The sequence below is a fragment of the Bacteroides sp. L10-4 genome (assembly GCF_013373675.1).
In the GTDB taxonomy this organism is placed as follows: Bacteria; Bacteroidota; Bacteroidia; order Bacteroidales; family Bacteroidaceae; genus Bacteroides; species Bacteroides muris.
The window spans coordinates 1-11,019 of the sequence record NZ_JABXJH010000083.1; the positions used below are offsets into that span (position 1 = coordinate 1).

Sequence of the window (11,019 nt, forward strand, 5' to 3'; positions counted from 1 at the left end):
TGTTGAAAGTATGAGCCGATTTCTAACAACAAATAGAAATATTGAGTTGCTTGAGCCGTATGAGGGGAAACTCTCACGTACGGTTCTTAGGGGAGAAGGGGGCAGCAATGCCCTTGACTTACCCGATATACAGAAACAGGGCGATTTCTTCGTGGAATCCCCGATTATTCTTTTGGCGGCTATTATATGGTATTTGCGCATCTACCAGGACGGAAAATACTGCACGTTCCCTCACGCGATAGAATTTCTGAACAAGCCGTATGCCGATATTTTCACAATTCTTACCTCGTATCCGTCTTTGGAAAACTACCTTTCCCCGTTCATGGACGCCTGGCAAGGGGGCGCACAAGACCAGTTGCAAGGCCAGATCGCTTCGGCAAAAATCCCGCTTTCAAGGATGATTTCCCCGCAGCTTTACTGGGTGATGACCGGTGATGATTTCACGCTCGACCTGAACAATCCCGAACACCCTAAAATCCTGTGTGTCGGTAACAATCCCGACAGGCAGAACATCTATTCAGCCGCCCTCGGACTGTACAACAGCCGTATCGTAAAATTGGTGAACAAGAAGGGACAACTGAAGTCTTCCATCATCATAGACGAGCTGCCCACGATTTACTTTCGCGGTATTGACAATCTCATTGCCACCGCACGAAGCAACAAGGTGGCGGTATGTCTCGGCTTCCAGGACTTCTCTCAGCTGACCCGTGACTACGGTGAAAAAGAAGCGAAGGTAATCCAAAATACGGTGGGCAACATCTTCAGCGGTCAGGTCGTGGGAGAAACGGCTAAGAACCTTTCGGAACGCTTCGGTAAGATACTCCAACAGCGGCAGTCCATTTCCATCAACCGGCAGGACACCTCCACCTCCATCAACACGCAGATGGATTCGCTCATTCCGGCATCGAAAATAGCCAACCTCTCACAGGGTACATTCGTGGGCAGCGTAGCGGATAACTTCGGGGAAGAGATTGACCAGAAGATTTTCCATGCCCGCATTATTGTCGATAATGAGAAGGTAGCAGCGGAAACCAAAGCCTACAAGAAAATACCCGTCATCAACGAGTTCAAGGATGCGGACGGCAACGACATCATGCAACAGCAGATAGACCGGAACTATTCCCAGATAAAAGCGGACGTGGTGCGGATAATCGAAGATGAGATGACCCGTATAAAGAACGACCCTGATTTGAAACACCTGATACCACAGGAAGAAAATGACAAGGATAATGAATAGCCATTGAAAGGCCGCTTTTTTATTTTAGCCTGCAAAGGTCGTCCCGTGCCTTTTGGATTGAGCAAGGTCGAGCCCTACGGGTTTTCGGGGAAATCTTCCGCGCTCCGCTTGCGGTATTTTCCCGAAAAGCCTTGCACAATCCGGCACGGAACGGTAAGGCAGGCAAGAAATAAAATACCGGCTCGCCGGTCGGAATTGTTTAACTAAAAAACAAGTTATGAGCAATACAAGAGTGGTCAATATCCGCAAGGAATCCTGTGATGTATATATAGGAAGAGCGGGACAAGGGAAAGACGGTTATTTCGGAAATCCGTTCAGGCTGGAAGCGACAATGACAAGGGGCGGCACGCTGGACCGTTACAGGAAGTATTTCTACTATCGTTTAAGTACGGATGAAAAGTTCCGCAGACGAATCGGAGAATTGCAGGGCAAGACATTGGGGTGTTTCTGCAAGCCGAATCCTTGTCATGGGGACATCATCAAGGAATACTTGGAACGCATGGAGGGATGTACCGATGAAATAGCCATAGAAAAGACCTACTGGAAAGGAGTGGCTTATCCAGTTCGGGAAATCCAAGTCGGTAATGACATTTTCAGGGTGTCAGTAAAAAGCCTGTGCGATGAGCTGGTGAACGATATGCATAACGGCATTTATGAAGCGATGGAAGCGAGCGAGGAGATTGACGGTTACTGCACGGATGAGGAACTATGTACACTGACCGATGATGACCTGTACAGAATGTGCTGCTGAAATAAAATTCAAACAATAAAAAACAGAAATGACATGAAAAAGAGAAGCAACTTTACACCGATGAAAAGATTCCATGAGATTCTTGACAATTATGGTCTGAAACTGATGGAGGTGGGAACCAACCACCTGAGAGTATTTTTTGGCAACCGGAAATTGTTCGACTACTATCCGCTGAGAATGAAACTGTTTGATTACCGGCAGTGGCAGCAACTGACCTATCCGTCGGTCATGGACGGTACGGACAAATGGGAAACGGAACTGGAAGGAATCATCAACAGCCTTATGGTATCACCGCAATAAACATTGACATTATGCACAAGAAAAACAGACAGACGCTCGTTTGGGATAACATTCCTGAATGGGCGATTTTCGCATTGGAGTACGGCATCGAGGAAGAATTGTTCCTGCCGAACGAGGATTTGGAAATGATAAGCCGGTTCATCGGCGAGAATTTCCCGAACGGCTACACGATGAGTGTGGATTGGGAATCATGCACGGAGTTCAACCCACGTCCGGCATTCGGGAAACCGTGCAAGACTCACAAGGTGACTTTTGTAACAAACTAAAACTACCTGCTATGAGAAAGATAACATTAAGCGAATACAATTCCATCCCGAAGGATTACCGAGGGATCTGGACCGTGGAGCGTTGGGACTTGCCGAATTGGGCGGAAATACGCGAAAAACACATGGGAAAGCGCACCATGATGGTATATGACAAGGGAACATGCCTGCTGGTGGAAGGACTCGGATTTGAAATCGTGGATGATAGTATCTGGAAAAAGGCGGATGAAGTCAAGAAGGAAATAGGTAGCCATTTCCTGAAATTCTACTGTGAGCAGGGACGTGAACCTCATTATGCGGACTGCACTATCCGGTGGTGCGACACGCTGGAAACGGAAGAAGTGAGGATTGCGCTGGCGATGGATTCCGACAACGAAAAGGACGATGAGATATTCTTCTACTGCGACAGCTTGGAAAATTTAAAATCACTGGCGGATAAAGGTAAGGAGGATTTCATCATAGCCGGATGCATTGGTTTCGGGATATACGAAGAATTGTTACAAACAACTTAAAAACATCAGACATGAAAATCAAATGTCAGGAACACTACGAGAATACCGTCAAGTATGCGAAAAGCATCGGTGATGAAACGTTGAGCAAATGTATTGAACGGCTCAAGCAATGGGAGGTCAACTCCAATGGCAGGTATGAAATCGAACTGTACACCGATTTCGCACCATATTCATTCGGTTTCGCTGAAGTGGCGAAAGACGGGACAAGGGGCGTTGTCGGAGGGCTTCTCTATCACGGCAAGCCGGATCGGTCATTTGCTGTAATGATTGGTGGACCGTTTCACGGCTGGAGCATACACACTTGAAAAATCGTTTCGCAGTTTGTGTTGAGCGAAAAAAGCGCAGAAGTACTCAAAATCTGATTACCTTTTACACTTTCTTCGCTCATATTTTATTTCCGTCTGCTCATTCTGAAATCTCCAAAATCAGAAAGCTAAAATCTGTATTTGACGGATTAAAAATCAATTCTCGCAGGTTTTCCGCAAAAATCAAAGATTAAATCGTTATATGGCAAATTTAGATACCGGCAATATTTCTTTTTCAGGTGTTACTTTTATTGATATGCTATTTTTGCAATCTGTCTATTAATTGAGAGCGAACAAGGTCGTACCCCAACTGAGGATTGAACTCCCTCTCCGGACGGATAAGATTTTGTGTATCTCCTAAGAACTCAGAGTCAGACATCTTCTCTTCCATATTATTAATGAACTGTTTGTATGTCGGTGGTTGTTGAACAACAAAAGACATATAACGGTGGTAACAACGCATAATTTCTTCGACATCAACTGATGCTTCAGACAAAGCGACATACAAGTCAAAAAGGTCTCGCCCCTTTTTCCTTTGGTACAAGGCTCTCAGTTTTGTTCCCAACAGTTCATTTAAACGATATGTTGTTACTCCGCACTTGCCTGAGAACCAACTATTTTCCATTTCAAATGGTATTTTGACTAATCCAAGTTCATTAAAATGCTCAAAACAGTTTATCTCGATTTTTAAGCGTAGAGGAATTGTGGGAGGTATTTCCGATTCCATACGAAACAACATCGTGTTATTATATCGTTTTTGTTTTGTTACTCTATCCGGCAAAAAATCCAAAACTTCCCCAAGTCTGAACATTATTGGCTTTATCGGTCCGGGAGTAATTTGAACTAAGTCAATATCTTCACTATATCTGGGCTGTGGCGTCAGATATAGTTTATGGAGTGCAGTTCCTCCCCTGAATGCTAATTGTGAAGCAAGAAACTCATCGCTAAAAATAGCGACTAACGCACGTGATATAATGAGGTCTTGCTCTACTTGTGCGTTGTCATTCCATGGAACTATCTTATTCCATTGAGTGATGGCTGTTCTGTTTATCATATTTCGTCAGTTTCTATTATCGTATTTACAAAAATTTTCCAACGGTTATTCCTTTCCGCGCAATCTTTTGGTTTATTTATAGTTAGAGGAATATATTTGAAACGCTTTACATATGAAGTCAATTCCATATATAGCGTATCTGCAATTTCTGCTGCATTTAGAACTTCATCCAGTATATATCCCAGTCGTTGTATAGTTGCGATTGATGTATAACCAAACAACTTATTGGAAGCACCACGAAAATCTAATTTTTCTGTAAGTTCTTCCAATATAGTAGATGCTCTTGAAAGTCCACCTATATATTGCTCATATTGTACAATGTCAAGAGCTGTCAATTCTGCATTCGAATAATATATCACTCCTGTTTCAGAATTTTTTGATAACAAAAAATCTGTTGGAATTTCCTTGCGGTATACCCAAACAAGTGTATTGTTCTTTGATTGCGAAACAGAAGACTTTGGAAATACCGACATTACAGAAAATTTCTGTGGACGTTGATGAGCTGCACCATGAATTTCTGCCGCATTTAAGAGACTAATATAATAAGGCTTGTTTAGATACGACATCAACTGATCTATGTAATATATCGGTGGTACCATTCTTTTGGCAGCATAATGAGGAGGAATAATAACGTAGAAACCTTTATAGACCGGATATATTATACCTTGTGATGATATACGGAACAAATCATTTTTAATGACCTGCTCTGAATAATGTGGCAATGCCAACCTAATTTCTTCAACCGAAAAAGTTGGAAATCCACTTATCTCTCTATCTCTAATCCATTCACGTATTGTCATAATGCGTAATTTTAGTGCAAAGGTACTCAAAAAATGATTACCATTGCACTAAAAAGATGCGCATTTTCGTTCAAAGGGTAATTTTTCCATATTCTTCCATAAACTACCATCCTAAGTCACGCTTCACTCACTAAGTCCCTCTGAGAAGGTAACTCGGAGGACGATACCTTTCACGTTCAGGCCTCCGGTTTTCGTACAAAAAATTCCCTGCGGTAATTTTTCTTCGAAAAAACGTTCCGGTATCGCCGTCCGAGTTGGGTGAAAAGGTCGGGACTTAGCAAGCGAAGCGACCTACGACGCATAGAACAAGGTCAAGACAAAACCTGACGGGAGTACTTTATAAAATTCAGACCGTCCCAATTGGAACATCTATCCTATCATAAATCCTTTTCCTTTCGGTCGCCTGTCTTATGAGAAATACAAGGAAGTAGGGACAAAAGCAGCTCGCTCTCAACTCTGCATAATATAGGTTTTCTTTTTCCCTCTTCGTCCCTTTCCCTGCTTCGGTTTCTCTCTGCCTTCCCGTACCTTGTGGCCCGCCCTTTTCCCTCTGTTTTTTCCCTTTTTCGTTTTCGTGCTGTCACCCTGCGGTGAAACGTGATGACAAATGATGTAATATGTAGTTCAACTAATTAAAAATCAATTATTTATCAAATTTTGCTATATATATTTGCGGTGACAATAGTAGTTATCAACTCTAAAAACTCAAAGTTATGGCAAAGAAAAATGTGAGGGACGAACCCCTGAAGCCGCAAGTGAGCGAGAACGAACAGATGAGTGACATCGTGTTCATACTCGACAAGATGGAACTGATTTTACAGGCGGTGTCAAAAATCGGAAAGGACGGGAAATACAGCACCGTTCCGGCAGACAAGGAACACAGCAACTCCTTCCTGAAAATCGACCGGTACGCCAACATGTTCGAGAATTTCGTGAAAAACTTCTGGAGCCAGCTCAAAGACCCGACCCGTTTCGGCATCCTCTCCGTCAAGGCGGATACGCTGGACAGCCCGGAAGTGAAGCAGGCCATCGAAGACCTCGCCGCCGGAAAGCAGACAAAAGCCGTGGAAGACTTCCTCAAAAAATACGAAATCGTTCCACGCGACAAGGAAAACCAAAGTATCAACAATCAAAATCAAGAAGAAATGGCAAAGAAAAATGAGACACAGCAGCAGGCCACCCAAGGTGACGGCACGCAGCAACCCAAGTACCGCTACAACGAGTCCATGATCAACTGGGAGGAACTGAAGAATTTCGGACTTTCCCGTGAATACCTCATGGAGCGCGGTCTCCTTGACCAGATGCTCAGGGGCTACAAGACCAACCAGGTGGTACCCATCAGCATGAATTTCGGCTCCGCCGTATTACGTACCGATGCACGACTGTCATTCCAGCAGTCCGTGGGAGGCCCTATCGTATTAGGTATCCACGGCATCCGCCAGAAACCCGAACTCGAACGCCCGTACTTCGGTCACATCTTCTCCGAAGAGGACAAGAAGAACCTGTTGGAGACAGGCAACATGGGGCGTGTGGTGGAACTGAAAGGGCGCAACGGCGAATACATCCCTTCTTTCATCAGCATCGACAAGCTCACCAACGAGGTGGTCGCCATGCGCGCGGAAAACGCCTACATCCCGCAAGAAATCAAAGGTGTGAAACTGACCGACCAGGAAATCAACGACCTGCGGGAAGGCAAGAAAGTGTTCATCGAAGGCATGATTTCCAATAACGGCAAGGAGTTCGACGCCCACATCCAGGTCAACGCCGAACGCAGGGGCATCGAATACATCTTCGAGAACGACAAACTCTTCAACCGACAGTCGCTGGGCGGAGTGGAACTTACCAAGCAGCAGATTGAAGACCTCAACGCGGGCAAGGCCATCTTCGTGGAGGGTATGGAGCGCAAGGACGGTGAGTTGTTCTCCTCGTATGTCAAGCTGGACGAGGCCACGGGCAGACCTTCCTACACACGCTACAATCCCGATTCCCCGGAGGGAGCGCGTGAAATTTACATCCCGAATGAAATAGGCGGCGTGAAAATCACCGCCGAGGAACAGCAACAACTGCGCGAGGGCAAAGTCATCTTCCTCAACGACATGGTGAACCGCAAGGGCGAGGAGTTCTCCTCCTTCATCAAGGCGGATTTGGAAACGGGACGCCTGAGCTACTCACGCACGCCGGACGGCTTCGAGCAGCGTGCCGAGTTCAAGATACCGGAAAAGGTATGGGACGTAAAACTGACGAGAAACCAGCGTGCCGACCTCCAGAGCGGCAAGGCGGTACTGGTCGAGGGCATCAAAGGCTACGATGGAAAGACCATCTCGCAGTATGTCAAGGCGAACTTCAACCAGGGCAGGCTGGACTTCTATAACGAGAACCCGGACCGCAAGCGTGACGCATCGCAGCGCAACGTGGTGGCGAACGCCCAGAAGCAGGGACAGGAACAGGCTGGCCGCAAGTCCAAGGGGGCAAGCATTGCCTGAGCGTGAATCAGAATGAATGTCAAATCAAAAAAACAGAAATATGAACGTAAACAATAAAAACAACACGCCATTCAAGGCGGAAGACGTGAACTGGGAAGAACTCGCGGGAATCGGGATCCTGAAGGACGAGCTGGAAATGTCGGGGGAACTTGATACGTTGCTCAAGGGAGAAAAGACAGGAGTGATGTCACTCAGCCTCGTGCTGCTGGGCGTGGACGTGGTGATGGACGCCACCCTGCAACTGGTGCGCAAGGACGACGGGGCACTGATTGAAATCCTCGGTGTCAAGCCGGTGGCCTGACAAACGCTCATCCATTATAACAAGTAAAAAATGTCAAACCGCCGTTTCCCGTTTTCCGGTTCCGGTAGCGGGGAACGGCTTAAATTTTATCCGAACATGAAAGCAATCATTGCAGAAAAACCGAGTGTCGGCATGGATATAGCCCGTGTGGTCGGGGCTACCGACAAGAAAGACGGCTACTGTACAGGTAACGGGTATATGGTCACGTGGGCGTTGGGACACCTGGTGTCGCTCGCCATGCCCGGTGCGTATGGCTACACGAAAACCTCCGCCGAAAACCTCCCGATGCTGCCGGACCCGTTCCGTCTGGTGTCCCGCCAGGTCAGGACGGACAAAGGGATGGTGACGGACATCGCCGCCGCCAAACAACTGAAAATCATCGACAGCGTGTTCGACCGGTGCGACAGCATCATCGTGGCTACCGACTGTGCCCGTGAAGGGGAACTTATCTTCCGCTGGATATATTCCTACTTAGGCTATACCAAACCGTTCAAACGCCTGTGGATCTCCTCTCTCACCGACGAGGCCATCCGCGAGGGTTTGGCGAACCTCCGGGACGGCAGCGACTACGACAGCCTGTATGCCGCCGCCGACTGCCGGGCAAAGGCGGACTGGCTGGTGGGCATGAACGCGAGCCGTGCCCTGGCGGTAGCCTCCGGCTCGGCGAACAACTCCATAGGACGTGTACAGACCCCGACGCTCGCCATGGTCTGTGCCCGCTTCAAGGAGAACCGGAATTTCGTCTCCACCCCTTACTGGCAGCTGCACCTCACGCTGAAACGGCAGGACGCGCACCGCATGTTCATCCACACGGAAGAGTTCAAGGAAAAGGATGCGGCAGAGGCGGCATACCGGAAAATCACTTCCGGTTCTGTGGCGACAGTCACTGGGTCGGAACACAAGAGGACTTTCCAACAGGCCCCGCTTCTGTACGACCTGACCACGCTCCAGAAAGATTGCAACGTCCATTATGACCTGACAGCGGAGAAGACCCTCTCCATCGCCCAATCCTTGTATGAAAAGAAGCTTATTTCTTATCCGAGGACGGGAAGCCGCCATATCCCGGAGGATGTCATGCGGCACATTCCTTCCTTGCTGGGAAAAGTGGTTTCCATGCCGGAATTCAGGGAATACGGACAGTCTTTCGACATGTCCGATCTGAATACCCGCAGCGTGGATGACACGAAAGTGACCGACCACCATGCCCTGATTATCACGGGCATTTCACCCGAAGGGTTGTCCGAGGCGGAATCTACCGTTTACACCCTGATAGCCGGAAGGATGCTGGAAGCATTCTCGCCACCCTGCGAGAAGGAACTTTTGGTCATGGAATGTGCCTGCGAGGGAATGGCGTTCCGTTCCCGCTCTTCCTCCATTGTCAGACCGGGCTGGCGCGGCGTGTTCGCCAGAAAGGAGGACAGGGAGAAGGACGAGCCGGAACGTGACGGGGGGACGGCGGAGTTTGCCGAAGGCGAGACTGTTCCGGTCATGGGACACGGGATGGCGCAGAAGAAGACCCTACCCAAGCCGCTGTACACGGAGGCCACCCTGCTGGCGGCGATGGAGACCTGCGGGAAAAACATCACGGACGAACAGGCAAAGGAGGCTATCAAGGAATTGGGCATAGGCACACCCGCCACCCGTGCCGCCATCATTACCACCCTTATCAAACGTGACTATATCGCCCGCTCCGGCAAAAGCATCATCCCGACCGAAAAAGGGATGTATATCTATGAGGCGGTGAAGGACATGCGTGTGGCGGACGTGGAACTGACGGGAAGCTGGGAGAAGACCCTGGCGCAGGTGGAGAGGCATACCCTCGATACGGAAACCTTCATGCAGTCCATCCTGGATTACACCCGCAGGGCAACCGAAGAGATCCTGCGTCTGGATTTTCCGGCGATGCAGGAAAGGGCATTCACCTGCCCCAAGTGCAAGACGGGAAAAATCATCCTCCGTTCCAAAGTGGCCAGGTGCGACCATGACGGGTGCGGGCTGCTGGTGTTCCGCCGTATTCTGAACAAGGAACTGACCGACACCCACATGGAACAGCTTTTCTCCTCCGGCACCACCAGACTCATCAAGGGGTTCAAGGGAAAGAAAGGTGTACCGTTCGATGCCGCCGTCACCTTCGATGCGGAATACAACACGGTATTCTCGTTCCCGAAAACCGGGAACGGAAAGAAAAAATAACACCGTCATTCCAATTCGCGGGCAAAGGTAGCGCACCGCCTTTTTCCACCGGCAAGGTCAGGCCCTCCGGGTTTCGGGGAAAATCATCCTCGCGCCGCTCCGGTATTTTCCTCCGAAAACCTTGCCTGTGGAGGCGGTACGCATCCCGGCCCTTGAAATTGGAAAAGACTGTTTCACCCGTTAATACCGGAATGTCATGAAAACAAGGGAATATATCGACAAGATTCAAGCGAACAGATGGGTACGGACCATCGCATTGGGCTTTGCAGCCTTCATCGTGTTCAGTTATATGTACACACGGGGCATATCCCCCGTGTGGGCTGCGGTAGCCATCGTGTGTTTTAGGGGATTCTTCAGGTTCCTGTACCGGATAGCTTGCCTTCTGGTGGCTGCGGCCATACTTTTCTGCATACTCAGTTTTCTGGTATCCTGACAATATTTGACCATGAAACATAACTGCCATACAAAATCAAGTGGAACCTTACAGAACAGAGCTGTCTTCCGGGACGGCTCTTTTTGTTTTCCGCCCTCTGTGGAACCGGAAACCATAACGACAGGAATAAAAGGAAAAGGGATGAAAACACAGACTTGGCATACCGGAAACTACCGGGCAAAGTTGGCAAATGCCTTTGTTCGGACGGCAAGGTCAAGCCTTGCGGTTTCGGAAAAAATCATCCTCGCCGGAGGCTTGCGGTATTTTTCCCGAAAATACAGCTATAAGATAGGAATAATTTAGGAATAAGCAACTTGCGCACTTTTTGCCACAAGTGAGGTAATGACTTGGCAACGGTCATAAATTCTGCGATGTGCAGTACATTGC

Annotated in this window: 12 protein-coding genes; 10 read left to right on the forward strand and 2 right to left on the reverse strand. The window is 48.2% G+C overall.

Annotated features, from left to right (window positions below; translation table 11 throughout):
* The first annotated feature begins 10 nt into the window (after positions 1-10).
* The 6 genes from HU824_RS17960 to HU824_RS17985 all read left to right on the forward strand — a co-directional run bounded on the left by HU824_RS17960 (position 11) and on the right by HU824_RS17985 (position 3,368).
* Positions 11-1,237 carry a TraM recognition domain-containing protein gene (locus HU824_RS17960; protein WP_080652104.1) on the forward strand — a complete coding sequence of 409 codons (1,227 nt, stop codon included), beginning with the start codon at positions 11-13 and terminating at the stop codon, positions 1,235-1,237.
* 217 nt (positions 1,238-1,454) lie between these two features.
* Complete coding sequence (locus HU824_RS17965) at positions 1,455-1,988, forward strand: DUF4326 domain-containing protein (RefSeq protein ID WP_008766673.1); 534 nt, start codon at positions 1,455-1,457, stop codon at positions 1,986-1,988.
* Between the two features lie 33 nt (positions 1,989-2,021).
* Positions 2,022-2,288, forward strand: coding sequence for a hypothetical protein (locus HU824_RS17970; RefSeq protein ID WP_008766674.1), 267 nt, complete (start codon positions 2,022-2,024; stop codon positions 2,286-2,288).
* Positions 2,289-2,299: 11 nt separating this feature from the next.
* Positions 2,300-2,554, forward strand: coding sequence for a hypothetical protein (locus tag HU824_RS17975; protein WP_008766675.1), 255 nt, complete (start codon positions 2,300-2,302; stop codon positions 2,552-2,554).
* A gap of 11 nt (positions 2,555-2,565) precedes the next feature.
* Complete coding sequence (locus tag HU824_RS17980; protein WP_008766676.1) at positions 2,566-3,063, forward strand: hypothetical protein; 498 nt, start codon at positions 2,566-2,568, stop codon at positions 3,061-3,063.
* 11 nt (positions 3,064-3,074) lie between these two features.
* Complete coding sequence (locus HU824_RS17985) at positions 3,075-3,368, forward strand: DUF4120 family protein (RefSeq protein ID WP_008766677.1); 294 nt, start codon at positions 3,075-3,077, stop codon at positions 3,366-3,368.
* 259 nt (positions 3,369-3,627) lie between these two features.
* On the opposite strand, the gene HU824_RS17990 is transcribed toward HU824_RS17985, so the two are convergent.
* Together HU824_RS17990 and HU824_RS17995 are read right to left on the reverse strand one after the other, a co-directional pair.
* Positions 3,628-4,422: a nucleotidyl transferase AbiEii/AbiGii toxin family protein gene (locus HU824_RS17990; RefSeq protein ID WP_008766678.1), complete on the reverse strand. Its 795-nt coding sequence runs from the start codon at positions 4,420-4,422 to the stop codon at positions 3,628-3,630.
* Positions 4,419-5,222, reverse strand: a complete 804-nt coding sequence (locus HU824_RS17995; protein WP_008766679.1) for a type IV toxin-antitoxin system AbiEi family antitoxin — start codon at positions 5,220-5,222, stop codon at positions 4,419-4,421. The genes HU824_RS17990 and HU824_RS17995 overlap by 4 nt, the downstream gene beginning before the upstream one ends.
* A gap of 713 nt (positions 5,223-5,935) precedes the next feature.
* On the opposite strand from HU824_RS17995, the gene HU824_RS18000 reads away from it, so the two are divergent.
* The 4 genes from HU824_RS18000 to HU824_RS18015 all read left to right on the forward strand — a co-directional run bounded on the left by HU824_RS18000 (position 5,936) and on the right by HU824_RS18015 (position 10,632).
* The gene (locus HU824_RS18000; RefSeq protein ID WP_008766680.1) at positions 5,936-7,705 is read left to right on the forward strand and encodes a DUF3945 domain-containing protein; all 1,770 of its coding nucleotides are present in this window, start codon (positions 5,936-5,938) and stop codon (positions 7,703-7,705) included.
* A 40-nt stretch (positions 7,706-7,745) separates the two neighbouring features.
* Positions 7,746-8,006, forward strand: a complete 261-nt coding sequence (locus HU824_RS18005; protein WP_008766681.1) for a DUF4099 domain-containing protein — start codon at positions 7,746-7,748, stop codon at positions 8,004-8,006.
* A gap of 96 nt (positions 8,007-8,102) precedes the next feature.
* Complete coding sequence (locus tag HU824_RS18010) at positions 8,103-10,199, forward strand: type IA DNA topoisomerase (protein ID WP_032585083.1); 2,097 nt, start codon at positions 8,103-8,105, stop codon at positions 10,197-10,199.
* 196 nt (positions 10,200-10,395) lie between these two features.
* Entirely contained in the window at positions 10,396-10,632 is a 237-nt protein-coding gene (locus tag HU824_RS18015) for a hypothetical protein (protein ID WP_008766683.1), read from the forward strand.
* The last annotated feature ends 387 nt before the right edge of the window (positions 10,633-11,019 follow it).

What these genes read in the sequence shown, in the direction of transcription:
- HU824_RS17975 (WP_008766675.1), top strand. Translation starts at nt 2,300, where the DNA reads ATGCACAAGAAAAACAGACAGACGCTCGTTTGGGATAACATTCCTGAA.
- HU824_RS17970 (WP_008766674.1), top strand. Translation starts at nt 2,022, where the DNA reads ATGAAAAAGAGAAGCAACTTTACACCGATGAAAAGATTCCATGAGATT.
- HU824_RS17990 (WP_008766678.1), bottom strand. Translation starts at nt 4,422, where the DNA reads ATGATAAACAGAACAGCCATCACTCAATGGAATAAGATAGTTCCATGG.
- HU824_RS17995 (WP_008766679.1), bottom strand. Translation starts at nt 5,222, where the DNA reads ATGACAATACGTGAATGGATTAGAGATAGAGAGATAAGTGGATTTCCA.
- HU824_RS18005 (WP_008766681.1), top strand. Translation starts at nt 7,746, where the DNA reads ATGAACGTAAACAATAAAAACAACACGCCATTCAAGGCGGAAGACGTG.
- HU824_RS17960 (WP_080652104.1), top strand. Translation starts at nt 11, where the DNA reads ATGAGCCGATTTCTAACAACAAATAGAAATATTGAGTTGCTTGAGCCG.
- HU824_RS17980 (WP_008766676.1), top strand. Translation starts at nt 2,566, where the DNA reads ATGAGAAAGATAACATTAAGCGAATACAATTCCATCCCGAAGGATTAC.
- HU824_RS18015 (WP_008766683.1), top strand. Translation starts at nt 10,396, where the DNA reads ATGAAAACAAGGGAATATATCGACAAGATTCAAGCGAACAGATGGGTA.
- HU824_RS18000 (WP_008766680.1), top strand. Translation starts at nt 5,936, where the DNA reads ATGGCAAAGAAAAATGTGAGGGACGAACCCCTGAAGCCGCAAGTGAGC.
- HU824_RS17985 (WP_008766677.1), top strand. Translation starts at nt 3,075, where the DNA reads ATGAAAATCAAATGTCAGGAACACTACGAGAATACCGTCAAGTATGCG.
- HU824_RS17965 (WP_008766673.1), top strand. Translation starts at nt 1,455, where the DNA reads ATGAGCAATACAAGAGTGGTCAATATCCGCAAGGAATCCTGTGATGTA.
- HU824_RS18010 (WP_032585083.1), top strand. Translation starts at nt 8,103, where the DNA reads ATGAAAGCAATCATTGCAGAAAAACCGAGTGTCGGCATGGATATAGCC.